Origin of the sequence: Streptomyces sp. NBC_01283 (assembly GCF_041435335.1) — a bacterium.
Classification (GTDB): Bacteria; Actinomycetota; Actinomycetes; order Streptomycetales; family Streptomycetaceae; genus Streptomyces.
The window spans coordinates 8,094,795-8,112,994 of the sequence record NZ_CP108430.1 but is presented as its reverse complement, the minus strand read 5'-3'; the positions used below and the strand labels follow the sequence as shown (position 1 = coordinate 8,112,994).

At 69.1% G+C, this 18,200-nt stretch carries 11 protein-coding genes and 1 pseudogene; 5 read left to right on the top strand and 7 right to left on the bottom strand.

The genetic code is table 11. The features are described from left to right. Positions 1–56: 56 nt before the first annotated feature. On the bottom strand, positions 57–2,372 hold the full coding sequence (locus OG302_RS36850; RefSeq protein ID WP_371530751.1) for a xyloglucanase: 2,316 nt from the start codon (positions 2,370–2,372) through the stop codon (positions 57–59). Then, a pseudogene (locus tag OG302_RS36845) lies at positions 2,369–4,252 on the bottom strand (glycoside hydrolase family 48 protein); the annotation flags it as partial. The pseudogene OG302_RS36845 and the gene OG302_RS36850, both read right to left, overlap by 4 nt. Positions 4,253–4,707: 455 nt before the next feature. Between OG302_RS36845 and OG302_RS36840 the strand changes: the two are divergent. Next, on the top strand, positions 4,708–5,682 hold the full coding sequence (locus tag OG302_RS36840) for an arabinan endo-1,5-alpha-L-arabinosidase (protein WP_371530750.1): 975 nt from the start codon (positions 4,708–4,710) through the stop codon (positions 5,680–5,682). Positions 5,683–5,695: 13 nt separating this feature from the next. Here OG302_RS36840 and OG302_RS36835 read toward each other — a convergent pair whose 3' ends face one another. Genes OG302_RS36835 through OG302_RS36820 form a run of 4 tightly spaced genes read right to left on the bottom strand, consistent with a single transcriptional unit; the run spans position 5,696 to position 10,453 of the window. Then, the gene (locus OG302_RS36835; protein WP_371530749.1) at positions 5,696–7,213 is read right to left on the bottom strand and encodes an alpha-N-arabinofuranosidase; all 1,518 of its coding nucleotides are present in this window, start codon (positions 7,211–7,213) and stop codon (positions 5,696–5,698) included. Between the two features lie 53 nt (positions 7,214–7,266). Then, positions 7,267–8,160, bottom strand: coding sequence for a carbohydrate ABC transporter permease (locus OG302_RS36830; protein ID WP_371530748.1), 894 nt, complete (start codon positions 8,158–8,160; stop codon positions 7,267–7,269). Continuing rightward, positions 8,157–9,104 (bottom strand): carbohydrate ABC transporter permease, encoded by a 948-nt coding sequence (locus OG302_RS36825; protein ID WP_371530747.1) that lies wholly within the window; start codon positions 9,102–9,104, stop codon positions 8,157–8,159. Before OG302_RS36825 ends, OG302_RS36830 begins: the two co-directional genes overlap by 4 nt. Next, positions 9,101–10,453: an extracellular solute-binding protein gene (locus OG302_RS36820; protein WP_371530746.1), complete on the bottom strand. Its 1,353-nt coding sequence runs from the start codon at positions 10,451–10,453 to the stop codon at positions 9,101–9,103. Before OG302_RS36820 ends, OG302_RS36825 begins: the two co-directional genes overlap by 4 nt. Positions 10,454–10,717: 264 nt before the next feature. Here OG302_RS36820 and OG302_RS36815 point away from each other — a divergent pair, with 264 nt between their 5' ends. Continuing rightward, entirely contained in the window at positions 10,718–13,201 is a 2,484-nt protein-coding gene (locus OG302_RS36815; RefSeq protein ID WP_371530745.1) for an alpha-L-arabinofuranosidase C-terminal domain-containing protein, read from the top strand. Between the two features lie 127 nt (positions 13,202–13,328). Continuing rightward, the gene (locus OG302_RS36810) at positions 13,329–13,826 is read left to right on the top strand and encodes a peptidylprolyl isomerase (protein ID WP_371530744.1); all 498 of its coding nucleotides are present in this window, start codon (positions 13,329–13,331) and stop codon (positions 13,824–13,826) included. Between the two features lie 80 nt (positions 13,827–13,906). On the opposite strand, the gene OG302_RS36805 is transcribed toward OG302_RS36810, so the two are convergent. Then, complete coding sequence (locus OG302_RS36805) at positions 13,907–14,563, bottom strand: ThuA domain-containing protein (RefSeq protein ID WP_371530743.1); 657 nt, start codon at positions 14,561–14,563, stop codon at positions 13,907–13,909. Positions 14,564–14,735: 172 nt separating this feature from the next. Here OG302_RS36805 and OG302_RS36800 point away from each other — a divergent pair, with 172 nt between their 5' ends. Continuing rightward, positions 14,736–16,784 (top strand): glycoside hydrolase family 127 protein, encoded by a 2,049-nt coding sequence (locus tag OG302_RS36800; protein ID WP_371530742.1) that lies wholly within the window; start codon positions 14,736–14,738, stop codon positions 16,782–16,784. 182 nt (positions 16,785–16,966) lie between these two features. Further along, positions 16,967–18,163 carry a histidinol-phosphate transaminase gene (locus tag OG302_RS36795; RefSeq protein ID WP_371530741.1) on the top strand — a complete coding sequence of 399 codons (1,197 nt, stop codon included), beginning with the start codon at positions 16,967–16,969 and terminating at the stop codon, positions 18,161–18,163. Positions 18,164–18,200 lie beyond the last annotated feature (37 nt).

Below are 18,200 nucleotides of genomic sequence, written 5' to 3'. Positions count from 1 at the left end.
CATAGATGTGTCGAAGCGCTTCGACTGGCCTGGCTGTCCAGTTGAGTTGAGGTGCGCTATCCCCGCCCGGCGGTCTTGGCCGTGTCCCCGTAAACGATGCCACGGCCGTTCGTGGACACGTACACCCGCCCGTAGATCCGGGGGTCGCCGGTGATGGCCGCGCCGGTCCAGCCCCACTGGTGGGTGTCGTCGTTGACGCGCACCCAGTGCTCGCCGGCGTCGGTGGAGCGGAAGATGCCGCGCACCCCGCCGACCTTCGCGCTGGTGAAGAGCGTCTGGTGCCCTGAGCCCGGCGCGGCCTTGCCGAAGCCGATCGAGTCGGCCTCCTCGACGCCCTGGACGCGGGTGAAGCTCGCGCCGGAGTCGGTCGAGTGCCACAGGCCGTACGTCCCGCCCGCCTTGCCGCCCGCGAGCCAGATGTCGCCCGCCTCCCCCGGGACGGCCTTGAAGCGCACCGCACCCTCCGCCGGGAGACCACTTGATGCCTTCGCGGTGAAGGTCGCCCCGCCGTCCGTGCTGACGTAGAACGTCCCGGACTTGAAGCCGTAGAACGTCTTGGGGTCGGCACGGTCGGACTCGACGATCGCGCCCGGCGGGATACCGATGGACGCCGTCCACGACGTGCCCCGGTCACCGCTGGTGTGCACGCCCGTGCCGTCCGGGCTCCACACGAAGCGGCTGCCGTCGGCGGACGCGGCGACGGTGCCGCCGCCCGAGACCCCCGAAGGCTCCTTGCCCGCAGCCCAGTTGGCGCCGTTGTCCGCGGAGAACGCGATGCGCGGCCCGCTGTCGAGCTGACCGACCCGCACCACCGTGTCCGGATCCGACTCGGCGTGGTCGAGGCTGGTCGTGGTGGTGAAGTTGGGCCCGGTGTACATCAGGGGCGGCACCTTGGTGACGTCCGTGTGCCGGAAGCCATCGATGTCGCCGAGCGCGCTGAGCAGCGGCGCCCCGGAGGCCGGTGCGGCGAGGTCGTTGACGGCCGTCTCCTCCAGGCCCTTCACCATCGGGGTGATGGTGAACTTGCCGCCGCCGTCCCACTGCCGGAGGTTCCTGGTGCCGTAGACGGTGGCCCCGGTGCCGTACATCATCCGGTCGGAGTCGAAGGGGTCGATCTCCAGGGCCTCCGTCATCCAGCCCAGCTTCGGGGCCTGTTCGGGCGGCGACGGGTTCGCGCCCCACGACAGCCAGGGCGCGGACGAGACGTCCATGGTGTAGCGGTTGGTGCGCTCGGGATAGGCGCCGTAGCTCCAGGCGCCGGTCCAGTTCGCGCCGCTGTCGGTGGAGCGGAAGATCTGTGTGTCGGGGAACCAGGAGCTGTACCCGGTGACCATGACGGTGCCCGGATGCTGCCGGTCGACGCTCAGTCCGCTGAAGCCGTAGTACGTGTCGGCGTCGGTGGCGGGACTGATGTTCTTCCACTCACCGGTGCGGGTCGCGTACCGCCACACCTGCCCCTTGCCGCCGTCGTAGGGGCCGCCCTTGTCGCTGTAGGCGAGGTAGAGGTAGCCGTTCTCCGCGTCGAGCACGCCCTTGTGGGCGAGGAGCCCGGTGGGCTGGCCCCCGAGCCGGGACCAGGTGGCGCCCGCGTCCGTCGAGCGGTAGACAGCGTTGTCCTGGTCGGCGACGCCCACGTAAAGGGTCCTGGTGCGTGAGCCGGAAGCCCCCGTGGACTCGTCGAAGGTGACCCAGGCGATGCCCTGGTTGTCGGAGGCGTAGCCGGTCGAATCCCCCGGATCCTGCCGGTAGTTGCCGGGGTTGGGGAACGCGGTCACCTTCGACCAGGTGACGCCGGAGTCGGTGGAGCGCCACAGGCCGTTGCCGCTGGGCGCCCCGAGGTACAGCACACGGTTGTCGTGCGGGTCGACGGCGAGGCGTTCGCCCATGCCGCGGCCGGGCATGTTGCCGCCGAGCTTGAAGGGCAGGTCGGCCTTCTTCCAGGTCCTGCCCCGGTCGGCCGAGCGCATGACGGCGCCCTTCCCGGGGTCCCAGTCGTTGGTGTACGTCCCTACGGCGGCGTACACCTTGTCCGGTGCGACGGTGTCGGACGCGATGCTGACGACCCCGGTGTGGCCCCAGTCGTCCCAGCCCACCGAGTCGAGCAGCGGCTTCCAGGACTGGGACGACTCCTGCCAGCGGTAGGCGCCGCCGATGTCGGTGCGCGCGTAGGCGAGGTTCTTCTCGGTCCGGTTGAAGACGATGCCGGGGACGAAACCGCCGCCGTCGATGCGGACGTTCTTCCAGGTGTACGCCGCTGTCGCCTTCTCCTTGGCGTCATCCGCCCCGGACGAGGGGGCGGCCACGAGCAGCAGCCCCGGGATCAGGCCGAGGGCGCCGAGCAGTTTGCCGGCGCGACTCCTGCGGGCGGTCACCGCGACCCCAGCCCCGGTTCGAGGAGCTCCGCGTACGCGCCCATGGCGAGCGCGATGTCGGCCTGCGCCCAGAAGCGGTGGTACGTGAACCGGGGTGCCGCTCCCCCGGCGAGGTAGGCCTGGACCTTCGGCCAGTCGGGGTCGTCGCGGTAGAAGGAGCGGATGGAGGTGAAGTCGGAGCCGGAGTTGACGGGGTCGCCGTTCGGCATGGTGCCGGTCCAGCCGTCCGGGACGTACACCGCGTCGTCGAACCGGTCGTAGTCGGCGCGAGTCTCGGGCACGGCGATGCCGAGGGGGTCCTGGTGGTGCTGCCACATGCCGTCGAGGAGTGCCTTGGCCGTCCTGGCGGCTTCGGTGTGCCCGGTGGCCGCCGCGTAGTAGATGAGGGTCTTGGCGTAGGCGGCGGCCACGCCCACGTCGTTGGTGCGGTCGACGACGGAGACGTGAAGTCCCGTGTTGGCGGCCGGGCTTGCGGGGTTCCAGGGGTCGGGCCGGCCGGACCACTTGAGGGTCGAGGGGATGGCGTACGTGCCGTCTGCGGCGATCTTCGTCTCGGAGAGGGCCCACGTGACCCACTTGTCGATGACGGTCTTCGCGGCGGGGTCGTCGGTCTCGTGGAGGTACTCGGCGACGCGCTCCATCGACCAGGCCTGGAAGCCGAACCACTGGTTGGACGGCGGGTCGTGGTAGACGGGCTTCTCGTCGTAGGCCATGCCGTAGAAGGTGGGGGTGCCGGCCGGGGGCTCGGCGTAGCGGCCCTGCCAGCTGTTGGTGGCGCCGCCCGCGATGGCGCCCTCGGCGGACTGCAGCCAGCGGTAGAACTCGATCTGCCGGGTCAGGCTCTTGGCCCAGTCGGCCTTGCCCGACGCCGATTTGGGGGCGAGCGGTGCGTAGGCGCTGAGGGCGAAGGCGGCCAGGGGGTTCTGGTAGCCGCCGTGGCTGTGGCTCGATCCGATGCGCCAGGCCCAGCCGGCCGAGGCGTCGGTGGCTCCGCCCCAGGCGTAGTACCAGGAGAGCAGGTAGTGCGCGCTGTTCTTGCCGCTGCCGGGCGCGCAGCCGGACGGGTCGGTGCAGTCGCCGATGGTCTTGAAGTACTTGTCGAACAGGGCGTAGCGCAGGTAGTCGCCCATCTTGGCCGCCTTGGCGACCGTCGCCGCGACCTCGGACTGCTTGCCCTGGGCCGAGGCCCAGACGTGCGCCCAGTAGGCGGCCTGCACCGCGCGGGCGTCGGCGTCGGGGGCGTTGGTGTACTTCCACTGCTTGGCGTAGGTGGAGTCGCCGGTGAACAGGTCGAGGTAGCCGTTCTTGCCGCCGTGGGTGAACTCGTCGCGGGTGGGGTGCGGGACGGTCTCCCAGACCGACTCCTGGGGGCCGCGCTGGAAGGTGTTGATGTGGACGGGGCCCGCGGCGCCACTGCCGTAGCCGTAGACGTCGTCGACGTCCTGGAGCCAATGCATGCCGTAGATGTCGTCGCTGCCGTACGCGCTCTTCAGCTCGGCGGCGATCGGGTCGGCGCCGGCCTGGACCGCGGGGTCGAGGCGGGCGGGGTACTGGGACGGCAGATCGTGTTCGGGGGCGTACGTGGCTGGTTTCGCCGCATTGTAGAAACTGTTCGTCGGCTGGTCGGCATGGGTCGGGATCATGAATTTCTCCATGGTTTCCCAGGCCGCGTTGAAACGTGTCCAGTCGCCGCTGACCTTGCCGTACATGGCCTGCAGCCAGAGCAGATAGCTGTATGCCTCGGATGTCGTCTCGTGCCCGTGGTCGGGGGCTTCGACAATGAGGGTTTCCACCGAGTGGTACGGAATACCGTCCGGCGAGAAATAGCCGTTCGCCGAATCGGTGATCTTCGCATAGAGGTCGAGGAAGCGCTGCTCGTACTCGGTGGCAGCAGTCGCGGCATAGGCGCTGTGACCTGCGGGGTTGAGCGCCACGATGATGGGGGCGAGCGCTGCCCCGGCACCGAGGGTCAGCAGGTTGCGGCGGCTGATTTCAGGTCTGGAGGGGCCGGAGCGGGAAGATGGGGGGAATGCGGACATGCGGGGATGTCTCCTGACGGCTCGATGGGGGGCGAGCTCAGCTCGGGGAGCTGGGTAACTGGGTTGGAGCACCAGTTTGCGTACCAGTGGGTGCACAAGTGGGAGCGCTCCCAAAATTCAGGCGGACGGGCCCGATGTCAAGAGCCCGCACACGAAAGGGAGTTGTCGAATGAATTCGACAGCGGCAATCCAGGGATTCTGGGAAACTCGCCAACCTTTCTGTTCTCGGCGGCGACTTCCTGCTAGCTTCCACGACACCAGTGGGAGCGATTCCGGTTCAATCCGAGGAGTCGCCCATGCCCCGCCCCTTCCGGCGCAGAGCCCTCGTCGCGCTGCCCGCCGCCGCCCTGCTGGCCCTCGTCCCGAGCAGCGCGACCGCCTATCCCAACCCGGGCCGGGTCACCGGCGACATCGTCGTACATGACCCGACCCTGGCCCGTACCTCAGCGGGCAAGTACCTGCTCTACTCGACCGGCGACGGCCTGCAGCTGCGCACCTCCACCGACCGGATCGCCTTCGGGCGCAGCGGCTCCGCCTTCCCCACCCGGCCGAGCTGGTGGAACAGCTACAACTCCACCGGGGACGTCTGGGCGCCCGACATCTCGTACCACGGCGGCAAGTACCTGATGTACTACTCCGTCTCGTCGTTCGGCTCGAACAAGTCGGCCATCGGCCTCGCGGCCTCCGCCACGGGCGAGCCCGGCTCCTGGACCGACTACGGCGCCGTGTACACCTCGACCACCTCCAGCGACTACAACGCCATCGACCCGAACCTCTTCGTGGACGACGACGGCAAGTGGTGGCTGTCCTTCGGCTCCTGGTGGACCGGCATCAAGATGATCCGGGTCGACCCCTCGACCGGCAAGCAGTACGCGGGTGACACGGCCCGGCGCTCGCTCGCCTCGCGCCCCACCGGCACCAAGGCCGTCGAGGCGCCCTACATCGTCAAACGGGGCGGCTACTACTACCTCTTCGCCTCGTACGACACGTGCTGTGCGGGCACCAGCTCCACCTACAAGATCAAGGTGGGCCGCTCCTCCAAGGTCACCGGGCCGTACGTCGACAAGAACGGCGTCGGCATGACGAACAACGGCGGAACGCCGGTCCAGGAGAGCCACGGCCGCTACATCGGCCCCGGCGGCCAGTCGATCATGAAGGACACCGACGGCGACCTGCTCGTCTACCACTACTACGACGGCCAGGACAACGGCACCCCGAAGCTCGGCGTCAACCTCCTCGACTGGAGCTCCGGGTGGCCCGTCGCCCGCTGAACGTGCCGGTGTGTCAGCCCAGCCGGATCACGTTCCATGACAGCGGCTCCAGGACGGCGCGCAACGCACCGTCCTGGAGTACGGTACCGGTGACGCCGTGCGGGATGACGCGCTCCGGCTCGGCAAGGGTGTTGCGGGCGTCCGGGTCCGCGTCGGCGAGGGCACTGTGCTCGATGACGTCCGTCAACTCAAGGCCATGCAGGGCGACTTCGATGGGTAGCGGTTCACTCTGGCTGCGGTTGACCGCGAAGACGGTGACGGTGCCGTCCTCGGCGCGCACGGCGGTCGCGTGCAGCAGGGGCACCTCGCCGAACTTCGCCGTCCCGTGCGCGGGTGAGTCCACGCGTACGTCGAGGACCTGGCCGCGGCCGTGCCGCGAGGCCTGCGCGAAGGGGAAGAAGGTGGTCTGCCGCCAGGCAGGGCCGCCCGGCTCGGTCAGGATCGGCGCGATGACGTTGACCAACTGGGCCAGGCAGGCGACGGCCACCCGGTCGGCGTGCCGCAGGAGGGCGATCAGGAGGGAGCCGACGACGACCGCGTCGGTGACGGTGTAGTTGTCCTCCAGGAGGCGCGGGGCCTCGGGCCAGTCGCGCAGGCTCTCCTCCACCTCGGGGTGCGGCCGGGACTGGTACCAGACGTTCCACTCGTCGAAGGACAGGTTGATCTTCTTCTTGGACTTCAGGCGGGCGCCCACGTGGTCGCAGGTGGCGACGACGTTCTCGATGAAGGACTCCATGTCGACGGCGGAGGCGAGGAAGGAGTCACGGTCGCCGTCGGTCTCCTCGTAGTAGGCGTGCAGGGAGATGTGGTCGACGAGGTCATACGTCTCGGCGAGGACCGTGGCCTCCCACACGGCGAAGGTCTCCATGGACTGGCCGGAGCTGCCGCACGCGACCAGCTCGACGTCCGGGTCTGCCTGGCGCATGGCGCGCGCGGTCTCGGCGGCCAGGCGTCCGTACTCCTCGGCGGTCTTGTGGCCGGTCTGCCACGGCCCGTCCATCTCGTTGCCCAGGCACCACATGCGTATGCCGAAGGGGTTCTTGTCGCCGTGCGCGGCACGCAGGTCGGACAGGGCGGTGCCGGCGGGGTGGTTGGCGTACTCCTGGAGTTCGAGGGCTTCTTCGACACCTCGCGTGCCGAGGTTGACCGCCATCATCGGTTCGGCCCGCGGGCCGATCTTCCGCAGGAAGGCGATGTACTCGGAGAGCCCGAAGCGGTTGGTCTCGGTGGAGTGCCAGGCCAGGTCGAGGCGGCGCGGCCGTTCGTCGGCGGGGCCGACGGAGTCCTCCCACTTGTACCCCGAGACGAAGTTCCCGCCGGGGTAGCGCACGGCGGTCACGCCGAGCTCGCGGATCAGGTCGAGCACATCGGTGCGCAGCCCGTCCTCGTCGGCCGAGGGGTGGCCCGGTTCGTGGATGCCGGTGTAGACGCAGCGGCCGAGGTGTTCGACGAAGGAGCCGAAGAGCCGGGGGTCGACGTCACCTACGGCGAAGGCGGGGTCGAGGGTGAAGCGGGCGGTGCGGGGGGCCATGCGGAACCTTTCGACTGGGCTGCTGGGCAGGGGAGTCAGGGGCGTTCGGCGGCCTACTGGCCGGCCAGTCCCGTGTGGGCGACGCCGCTGACGATCTGGCGCTGGAAGAAGACGAAGACGACGATCAGCGGCAGGCCGGCCATGAGGCCGCCCGCCATGAGCTGCGCCCACTGGATGCCGTAGGAGTTCATGACGGTCGCGATCCCGTTCGGCATCGTCATCAGGTCGGGGTTGTTGGTCACCATGTACGGCCACAGGAAGTTGTTCCAGGACGCGATGAACGTGAAGATCCCGACGGCCGAGAGCGAGGGCCTGGACAGCGGCAGGACGATCGTGAAGAAGACCCGCCAGCGTCCGGCGCCGTCGATGTACGCGGCCTCCTCCAGCTCGTGCGGGATCGCCTGGAAGAACTTGTAGAGGATGTAGACCATCGCGGCGGGCGCGCACTGCGGCAGGATCATGCCCCAGTAGGTGTCGACCATCCCCATGGACTGGACGGTCGTGAAGAGCGGCACGCCGAGCACGGCGGGCGACACCATCAGGCCCGCCATGACCAGGCCGAGCAGCAGGTTCTTGCCCCGGAACTCGGTGCGCGCGAAGCCGTACCCGGCGAGCGCGCTGACGAACACCACGACGAAGGTGACACAGACCGAGACGACGAGCGAGTTCACGAACCAGTTGGTGATGTTGCCGCTCTCGAAGAGCGCCTTCCACGCCTGGCCCGTCCACTCCTCGGGCACCCAGTGGGTGGGCACCTCGACGGCCTCGGTCTCCGACTTCAGGGAGGTGAAGAGGGCCCACAGAAGCGGCGTCATCCACAGCGCGGAGACGAGGACGCCGAGCGCGGTGAGAACGATCTGGCCCGCGGTCCACTTTCTCTTGCGTACGTTCTGCTTGCGTACGTTCTGCTTGCGTACGGCAGCTTCGTTCAGGGCGGTGGCGCTCATCGCACGCCCTCCTCACGCTTGCCCAGGAGCCACATGCGGCCGAGGGCGACGGCCGCGATGAGGATGAAGAAGATGATGGAGACCGCCGAGGCGTAGCCCACGCGGTAGGCGGTGAAGCCCTCTTCGAGGGTGTACTGGACGAAGGTCCGGGTGCTTTCCTCGGGTCCTGGGCCGAAGTCCTGCATCACCACGGCCTGGTCGAAGACCTGGAGCGAGGCGAGTATCTGCAGGGTGATCACCAGGCCGGTGATGTTGCGCAGCATCGGCAGCGTGATGTGCACCATCCGCTGCCAGGCGCCCGCGCCGTCGAGCTCGGCGGCCTCGTACAGATGGCGCGGGATGTTCTGCAGGGCCGCGAGGAAGAGCAGGAAGCTGAAGCCGACCGTCCACCACAGGGTGGTGATGACGACGGCGAGCATGGCGGTGGACTTCTGGGTCAGCCAGGGCGTGTCGAGGCCGAAGACGTGGTCGATCATTCCGGTGCCCGGGTTGAACAGCCACTGCCACAGGTTTCCGGCGACCGTCGACGGCAGCAGGAAGGGGGCGAAGAAGCACAGCCGCCACAGCCACTTGGCGCGCTCGATGTGGTGGGCGAGCATCGCGAGGAGGAACGCGAGGACGACGATGCAGGGCACCACGAGCAGGGTGAAGTACGCGCTGTGGCCCAGGGAGTCCCACAGGAGGGGGCTGTCGAGGGCTTCCCGGTAGTTGTCCAGGCCCACGAAGCGTGCGTCCGTGCCGGAGATGTTGGCGTCGGTGAAGCTCAGCCACAGACCCCGGCCGATCGGGAGCAGCACGAACAGCGCGAAGAGGACGAGGAACGGGGCGACGAACCAGCCGCCGTGCTGCACGCGGCGGGTCAGCCGGGCCCGGAGCGAATCGGCGTCCGCCGCCGGGGCGGCCCGTACGGCGGCCGGGGCGACCGCGGTGTCGACTGCGCTCATGCGGCGGACCCTCCCTCGGTGGCGGATCTGCCTTCCATCGGGTTCTTCATGGCGACCAGCTTTTCGAGTACGCCCTTCATGCGGCGGGCCGTGGCCTCGGGCTTGGCGGAGCCGACGTTGGAGGAGGCGATGACGGGGCCGATGCGCTGGGCGAGGAGTCCGGTGGATCCGGCGAACCAGGCGGCCGGCTCGACGGCCATGTGGTCCATGGCCGAGACGTATTCGGACTGCGGCCTCAGTGCCAGGTATTTCTTGTCGTCGAGCGTCGGCAGGTAGGCGGGGATGTGGCCGCCGCGCGCCCACGCGGTGGCGTTCTTGACGACGTACGCGGCCAGTTGGTGCGCGCCTTCATTGGTGGCGCCGCCGCGCTGCGACTGGTGCGGCAGGACGAAGCAGTGCGACTCGGTGTGCGTCGCCGGTCTGCCGAAGACGGGTGGCAGCGGGGTCGCGCCGTACGTGAGCTTCGCGCCGCTGAAGACGGGCACCGACCAGTTGCCCTCCCAGGTGAAGGCGGAACCGTTGACGAACGCCTCACCGTCGGCGACGCCGATCGCGGTGGAGTAACCGTCGGTCAGGTGCCGGCGCAGGAACTCCAGGACCTGGGTGGCCTTGCCGGTGTCGAAGGTGACGTCCCGGCCGTCGGCGCTGAGGCAGGTGCCGCCGAGCTGGGTGTAGAAGGACAGGAAGAACCACCAGGAGAAGTTCGGTTCGTCGGCCTTGATGCCGATGGTGTGGACGTCCCCCTTGACGGCCTTCTTCGCGGCCTTGAGTGCCTTGAACCAGTCCTCGGTCGAGGTGACCTCCGCAAGGTCACCGCCCGCGTCGAGCAGCCCCGCCTTCCCGCACACGTCCCGGCGGTAGAAGCAGAGCTGGGCGTGGATGTCGAGGGGCAGGCCGTACAGCTTGCCGTCGACCACGGCGCGCTTCCACAGCACCGGGTCGAAGTCGGCCTCCCGCAGTCCGTGCTTGGCCAGGAGCCGCACGTCCCACGGGTCGAGGAGCTGTCCGGGGGCGAAGCCGGGTATGCGGCCCAGGTGCATCACCGCGAGGTCGGGGGCGCGGTTGCCGGACGCCGCCATGGCGAGTTTCGTGTAGTACGGGTTGCCCCACTGGAGGGTCGAGTCCTTGACGTCGACGCGGGGGTTCGCGGTGCGGAAGGCGTCCAGCATCGCGATCATGTTGGCGCCGTCGCCGCCGGAGAACAGATTCCAGTAGCGGACCCGGACGTCCGCGTCCGACGCGATCGCCGACGCGCTGCGATTCGCGGCAGCGAGTCCGAAGCTGCCCGTGACGGCGAGCGCTCCGATGGAGCCGAGCACTCCTCGTCGGCTCGGGAGGGGTGGTGACATTGCGGCTCACTTCTGTTCGATATTTCGAATGCTGCTCGCAACTTCGAACGGGACCGTAAGGTCGAACACAGGGCACGTCAACGGTTCGGACAGACTCGGCGGCGAAGTCCCGTGAATCCCTTGGAAGTTGTTCGACATCACGAACCCCGGGACGCACCTCGGTCACTTCCTGCGCAATGCGTTGACGTGCCGCTCCCCGCTGCCTAGGTTTCCGTTCGACCCGCTGATCGTCGTTCGATATACCGCACAGAAACTGGGGTACGCATGGCACGCAGACGATGGAGACTCGGACTCGCCCTGGGGGCCCTGCTCACCGGAACGCTCGCCGCGGGACCCACCGCCGCGGCCGAACCCACCGACTACACCATCGACGTCGACCCGGCCCGCACCGGCGCGAAGATCGACGACTCGATGTACGGCGTCTTCTACGAGGACATCAACCGCGCGGCGGACGGCGGCCTCTACGCCGAGCTCGTCCAGAACCGCTCCTTCGAGTACTCCACCGCCGACAACGCCGCCTACACGCCCCTGACGTCGTGGGACACGTCCGGTTCCGCCAAAGTGGTGAACGACGACGGCCGTCTGAACGCCCGCAACCGCAACTACCTCTCCCTGGACGGCGGTTCAACCGTCACCAACTCCGGCTACAACACCGGCATCGCCGTCGCCAAGGGCAAGCGCTACGACTTCTCCGTCTGGGCGCGCACCGGTGGCACGAGCAAGGCACCCCTGACCCTCACCCTGCGCGACGCCTCCGGCGAACTGGCCCCGGCTCGCCGCGTCACCGCGCGCGGCGGCTGGGCGAAGTACAAGGCCTCCTTCACCGCTGGCCGGACCTCCGCCGACGGTCGGCTCGCGGTCGCCTCGGATGCTCCGGTCGCTCTCGACGAGATCTCCCTCTTCCCCCGCGACACCTACAAGGGCCGCGCGAACGGCCTGCGCCAGGACCTCGCCCAGAAGATCGCCGACCTGAACCCCGGCTTCCTGCGCTTCCCCGGCGGCTGCCTGGTCAACACCGGCTCCCACGAGGCGTACGACGAGAGGTCCGGCTGGCAGCGCAAGCGCTCCTACCAGTGGAAGGACACCATCGGGCCCGTCGAGCAGCGCGCCACGAACGCCAACTTCTGGGGCTACAACCAGAGTTACGGCCTCGGATACTACGAGTACTTCCAGTTCGCCGAGGACACCGGCGCGATGCCGCTGCCCGTCGTGCCCGCCCTGGTGACCGGCTGCGGCCAGAACAAGGCCACCGACGACCCGGCCCTCCTCAAGCGGCACATCCAGGACACGCTGGACCTCATCGAGTTCGCCAATGGCCCGGCGACGAGCGAGTGGGGCAAGAAGCGGGCGGCGATGGGCCACCCCAAGCCCTTCCGCCTGACCCACCTGGAGGTCGGCAACGAGGAGAACCTCCCGGAGGAGTTCTTCGCCCGCTTCAAGGAGTTCCGCGCGGCCATCGAGAAGAAGTACCCGGACATCACCGTCATCTCCAACTCCGGCCCCGATGACAGCGGTTCGACGTTCGACAAGGCCTGGCAGCTCAACCGTGACGCGGACGTCGCGATGGTCGACGAGCACTACTACAACAGCCCGCAGTGGTTCCTGGAGAACAACGACCGCTACGACTCCTACGACCGCGAGGGCCCGAAGGTCTTCCTCGGCGAGTACGCCTCGCAGGGCAACAAGTTCTCCAACGCCCTGTCCGAAGCGGCCTTCATGACCGGCCTTGAGCGCAACGCCGACGTCGTCAAGCTCGCCTCGTACGCCCCGCTGCTCGCCAACGAGGACTACGTGCAGTGGAAGCCGAACATGATCTGGTACGACAACGACCAGTCATGGGGCTCGGCCAACTACGAGACGCAGAAGCTCTTCATGCGCAACGTCGGCGACGAGGTCGTGCCGTCCACCGCCTCCGGCGCCCCCGCCACGTCCGGCCCCATCACCGGCGCCGTCGGCCTGTCCACATGGGCGACCAGCGCCTCGTACGACGACGTGAAGGTCACCGGCGAGGACGGCGGGACGCTCCTGGCCGACGACTTCTCCGGCGGTGACGGCCGGTGGAGCAAGGCGGCCGGCAAGGGCACCTGGACCGTCCAGGACGGCGCGTACGTCCAGTCCGACGAGGCCGCGGAGAACACCCTGGTCACGGCGGGCGACAAGGCCTGGCAGAACTACGACCTGAACGTGAAGGCCACCAAGAAGTCCGGCAAGGAGGGCTTCATGGTCGCCTTCGGGGTCAAGGACACCGGCAACTACTACTGGTGGAACCTGGGCGGCTGGAACAACAGCCAGTCAGCCGTCGAGAAGACCGCCGACGGCGCTAAGCAGACCATGGTCCAGGACACGACGACCATCGAGACGGGCCGCAGCTACGACCTGCGCGTCGAGGTGCGCGGACGCCAGGTGACGCTCTTCCTCGACGGCAAGAAGTGGGGCTCCTTCACGGACGACAAGCCCGCCGAGCCGTTCCGCCAGGTCGTCACCCGCGACAAGGCCACCGGAGACCTCATCGTCAAGGTCGTCAACGCGCAGGGCTCGGATGCCCGCACCAAGGTCGGCATCGGCCCGGGCACGAAGGTGCGGCCGGCCGCGAAGGTGACCACGCTCGCCGCCGACCCGACCGCGGAGAACACGAAGGACGCGACACCGGTCAAACCGGTGACGTCGACGTTCAAGGGCGTGTCCGACACCTTCTCGTACACCTTCCCGGCGAACTCGATCACCTTCATGAGGATCAGGACCGGCTGAAGAAGATCGTTTCGCACCGCGCACATGTCCGGTACAAACACCATCATGCCTGGTCAAACGAGGTGCGACGGGTTCTTTGGGGGGTTCGGTTGGCGAGCGGGGACAGGGCAATGACAGGATGAGGACCATGACAATCAAGGCTTATTTCGACATCACCATCGACGGCAAGCCCGAAGGCCGCATCACGTTCAACCTCTTCGACGACGTCGTGCCGAAGACCGTGGAGAACTTCCGCGCGCTCGCCACCGGCGAGAAGGGCTTCGGCTACGCCGGCTCGAAGTTCCACCGCGTCATCCCGGACTTCATGCTCCAGGGCGGCGACTTCACCGCCGGCAACGGCACCGGCGGCAAGAGCATCTACGGCGCGAAGTTCCCCGACGAGAACTTCCAGCTCAAGCACACCAAGCCGGGCCTGCTCTCGATGGCCAACGCCGGCCCCGACTCGAACGGCTCGCAGTTCTTCATCACCACGGTCGTCACGAGCTGGCTCGACGGCAAGCACGTGGTCTTCGGTGAGGTCGCGGACGAGGACAGCATGGCCCTCGTCAAGAAGATCGAGAGCTTCGGCTCGCAGTCCGGCGCCACCAAGGCCGAGGTCGCCATCGCCGCCTCCGGCACGCTCTAACACCGGGCGCACCTGGCACGAGCCCCCGCCGCACCCGGCGGGGGCTCACCCATGCCCGGATCGCCTCGCGCGCCGAGGCTTCAGGCCAGGCCGGTCACGTACCTCAGGCCGCCCAGGAGGTGCGCACGGAAGGCCGGGTCCCGGTAGGCCTCGTCGGCGTGGCCGAGGGCGGTGTAGAACATCGGGCCGCCGCCGATCTCGTGGCACCACACCAGGGGGTGGTCGGCCCCCATCGCGCCGCCTTCGTACGAGGACTCGTCGGCCGATGCCAGGACCCGCACCGCGCCGCGCGGCGACGCCCGGAAGTCGTACCACTCATCGGTGAACTCCCAGCTGGCGGGGAGGTGTTCGGTGGCGGGGTGCGCGTGGTCCTCGACGGTCAGGCGGCCGGGCTGGAGGGCGGGGTGCCGGGCGAAGCGCGCGCCGAGCAGTTCGCCGTAGTACGGCCAGTCGTACTCGGTGCAGGCCGCGGCGTGGACGCCCATGAAGCCGCCGCCCGCCGACCGGTGCGCGCGCAGCGCCGACCGCCCGGCCGGGGTGAGGACGTCGCCGCTGGTGGAGAGGAAGACGATCGCCGTGTAGCCGGAGAGGTCCTGCTCGAAGGCGGCCGGGTCCTCGGTCGCGTCGGCCGGGCAGCCGAGTCCGGCGGCGAGCTCGCTCAGGGCGGTGACTCCGACGGGGATCGACGCGTGCCGGTATGCGGTCGTTCGGCTGTAGATCAGCAGGCGGGGGCTCATGGGCCCCGATCGTATGAGCCGCGGCCGGCCAGGGACGTACGTGAGATGAGGGTGCCGGATGCGGCCGACCTCTCCCCTGGGCCCGGCTGCCCACGGTAGCGTCGGCGGCGTTAGCAGATTTCCGAACGATGTTCTAGATATCGAACGCACATGGCACCGAGGAATGGCACGCATGCCCGATCTCACGCCCTCGCTCCAACCCACTCCCTCGCCCCAGCCCACAGCCACAGCCACAGCCGCAGCCGCGCCTCTGGGACCGATCCGCCTTCGCTCCCACGCCCACACCGCCCTGCGCCCGGCCGCCACCGCCCGGATCACCGGCGGCTTCTGGGCCGCCCGGCGGCACATCAACGCCACGGTGAGCATCCCGCAGGGGCCTGAGCGCCTCGAAAAGGCGGGAAACCTTGCCAACCTCCGTACGGCGGCGGGGAGTTCCGAGGAATCGGAGGAGTCGGAAGACCCGGAGGGTTCGGACAGTGCGGGAGCCTTCAGCGGGGACTTCCCGTTCCAGGACTCCGACGTCCACAAGTGGCTGGAGGCCGCATCCTGGCAGCTGGCCGACGATCCCGGCCACAGCGGACTCGCCGCAGAGGTGCGACGGCTGGTGTCACTCGTCGCCACGGCCCAAGGACCCGACGGCTATCTCCAGACCTACTACCAGGTCGCCCACCCCGACCGGCGCTGGAGCGAGCTCGACTGGGGCCATGAGCTGTACTGCGCGGGACATCTGATCCAGGCAGCCGTCGCCCACCACCGCGCCACCGGCCGCCGCGAACTCCTCGACGTGGCGCTCCGGTTCGCCACGTACATCGACTCCGTCTTCGGGACGGACGGGACGGACGGGACGGACGGCGCGGACGGGACGGACAGGTCAGACGGGAAGAGCGGCGGGATCTGCGGGCACCCGGAGATCGAGACCGCTCTGGTGGAGCTGTACCGCGAGACCGGTGAGCGACGCTTCCTCGATCTCGCGGGCGACTTCACCGACCGTCGCGGCCACGGGCTGCTCGCGGAGGGCGTCGACCGCGCCCGCGATCCGGGCCCGGCGTACTGGCAGGACCACCTCCCCGTACGGGAGGCGCCGACCGTCACGGGGCACGCCGTGCGTCAGCTGTATCTGCTGGCCGGGGCCACCGACCTGGCCATGGAGACCGGCGACGAGGCACTGCGGGAGTCCCTGGAGCGGCTGTGGCACGCCATGGCCGCCACCAAGACCTACCTCACGGGCGGCGTCGGCGCGCGCCACGAGGGCGAGGCGTTCGGTGAGCCCTTCGAGCTGCCGCCGGACCGGGCGTACGCGGAAACCTGCGCGGCCATCGCCTCCGTGCAGTGGTCCTGGCGGATGGCTCTGCTGACGGGCGAAACCCGGTACTCCGACCTCGTCGAGCGCACCCTCTACAACGGTTTCCTGTCCGGCGTCGCCCTCGACGGCGACCGCTGGCTGTACGTCAACCCGCTCCAGGTGCGTGACGACCACGAGGACCACCCCGGCGACCGGACGGCCCGCCGCACACCGTGGTTCCGCTGCGCATGCTGCCCGCCCAACGTCATGCGCCTGCTGGCCTCGCTCCCCCACTATGTGGCGAGCGGCGATGCGGACGGCCTGCAGCTGCACCAGTACGCGACGGGTTCGTACGCGACGGACCCAGCGGACACAGCCGGGGGCGGAGCGGTCACCGTGGAGACGGACTACCCGTGGAAGGGCCGCGTCACGGTCACCGTCGACGCGGCACCGGCGGACCGCGACTGGACGCTTTCGCTGCGCATCCCTTCCTGGTGCGCCGAGTTCACGGTGGCCGCACCGGACCGGCAGAACCGCACGGAGGCGGACGGGGGATGGCTGCGGATACGCCGCCGCTGGCTGCCGGGCGAGCGCGTCGTCCTCGACCTCGCCCTCGACGTGCGCCTCACGGAGCCCGATCCACGGGTGGACGCCGTGCGCGGCTGCCTCGCCATCGAGCGCGGGCCCCTGGTGTACTGCCTGGAGAGTGCCGATCAGCAGGCGGGCCTGCGCCTCGACGAGGTGACGCTGGTCCCCGCCGCACGCACGGTCGCCGAGCACCGGCCGGACCTCCTGGGCGGCGTCACGGTCGTCACCACCACCGGCCACCGCCGCTCGGACGGGGCGCCCACCCCGCTGACTGCGGTGCCGTACCACGCGTGGGCGAACCGCGAGGACGGGGCCATGCGGGTCTGGATTCCACGGGAGGTCCCCGGCTGACGGAAGCCGACCGGTTCTCGCGCGGGAGACGACGGCTGTTCGGGCGGGTGACGAAGGCTGTCACGCGGCTGACGAAGGCTGTCGCGCACCTCACCCGCCCCTCTTGCCCCGCCGGTTGAGCGCACCCTCACCCACGCACGTATGTACAGGAGACACCACCCTCCCCGACCCGGAGGCCTCCCATGGCAGACGCGGGCAACGTCACCGCCCTCTTCCGCGCGTCCACCGCGCACACCCCCTCGTACTCCGCGCTGAACAGGGCGGCGGCGGACAGCGGGCAGCCGCTCGTCGACTTCTGCGTCCCGTGCAATCCGTACTTCCCCACACCCGAGATGTACGAGGAGCTCGGCGGACGGCTGCGGGACATCCTCACGTACTACCCGAGCGGCGCGGACACCATCACCGCCGAGCTCAGTGCCGTGCTCGGCCTCAATCCGCAGACCGTCGTGATGGGCAACGGCTCGACCGAACTCATCACCTGGATCGACCACTTGCTCGTGCGCGACGCGCTCGCCGTGCCCGTGCCGACGTTCGGGCGGTGGACCGATCAGTCGATGGAGACCGGCAAGCGCGTCGACATGTTCCTGCTTCCGGAGGCCGACGGCTTCGTGCTCGATCCGGGAGCCTACGTCGACTTCGTACGCGCCCGGGGTTCCCGCACGGCGGTCATCTGCAATCCCAACAACCCGGACGGAGGCCTCCTTCCGCGCCGCTCCGTGCTCGCGCTGCTCGACGCGCTGCAGGATCTCGACCTGGTGGTCGTGGACGAGTCGTTCCTCGAGTTCGCCGACGCGGGCCCCGAGTCGAGCGTCGCCGACGAGGCGGTGCTGCGGCCCAATGTCATCGTGCTGCGCAGCCTCGGCAAGAACTTCGGGCTGCACGGCGTCCGCTTCGGCTACCTCGTCGCCAACCCGGGCCTGGCCGGCAGGGTGCGCGCCGCGCTGCCGAAGTGGAACCTCAACTCCTTCGCGGAGAGCGTGGTGTTCATGCTCAAGCAGCACCGCCACGCCTACGACCTGAGCCTGCGTCAGGTCCGCCGCGACCGTCAGGAGATGATCTGGCACCTCGGCCGGCTTCCCGGACTCACCAGCTACCCCTCACAGGGAAACTTCGTGTACGTACGGCTGCCCGACGGCGTCGACGGAGTGGTCCTGCGGGACCGACTGCTGGCCGAGCACGGCATTCTGGTGCGCGAGTGCGGCAACAAGATCGGCAGCTCAAGCCGCTTCCTGCGCCTGGTGGTCCGCCCGCCGGTCGACGTGCAGCCCCTGATCGGCGCCCTCGAACAGGCGCTGTACGCGACCGGGGACGCCGGACTCCTGCCCGTCCCCTACGGTTCGGGGAACCCCGCGGTGGACCGCCTGGTGATGCGAGCCTGAGACCGGCGCTTCCGGAGCCCCGACGTGCTGTCCGAAG

Bases quoted from the DNA above. Each gene is read 5' to 3' on its own strand.
- OG302_RS36840 (WP_371530750.1), top strand. From the start codon at position 4,708: ATGCCCCGCCCCTTCCGGCGCAGAGCCCTCGTCGCGCTGCCCGCCGCC.
- OG302_RS36810 (WP_371530744.1), top strand. From the start codon at position 13,329: ATGACAATCAAGGCTTATTTCGACATCACCATCGACGGCAAGCCCGAA.
- OG302_RS36820 (WP_371530746.1), bottom strand. From the start codon at position 10,453: ATGTCACCACCCCTCCCGAGCCGACGAGGAGTGCTCGGCTCCATCGGA.
- OG302_RS36825 (WP_371530747.1), bottom strand. From the start codon at position 9,104: ATGAGCGCAGTCGACACCGCGGTCGCCCCGGCCGCCGTACGGGCCGCC.
- OG302_RS36830 (WP_371530748.1), bottom strand. From the start codon at position 8,160: ATGAGCGCCACCGCCCTGAACGAAGCTGCCGTACGCAAGCAGAACGTA.
- OG302_RS36795 (WP_371530741.1), top strand. From the start codon at position 16,967: ATGGCAGACGCGGGCAACGTCACCGCCCTCTTCCGCGCGTCCACCGCG.
- OG302_RS36805 (WP_371530743.1), bottom strand. From the start codon at position 14,563: ATGAGCCCCCGCCTGCTGATCTACAGCCGAACGACCGCATACCGGCAC.
- OG302_RS36800 (WP_371530742.1), top strand. From the start codon at position 14,736: ATGCCCGATCTCACGCCCTCGCTCCAACCCACTCCCTCGCCCCAGCCC.
- OG302_RS36835 (WP_371530749.1), bottom strand. From the start codon at position 7,213: ATGGCCCCCCGCACCGCCCGCTTCACCCTCGACCCCGCCTTCGCCGTA.
- OG302_RS36815 (WP_371530745.1), top strand. From the start codon at position 10,718: ATGGCACGCAGACGATGGAGACTCGGACTCGCCCTGGGGGCCCTGCTC.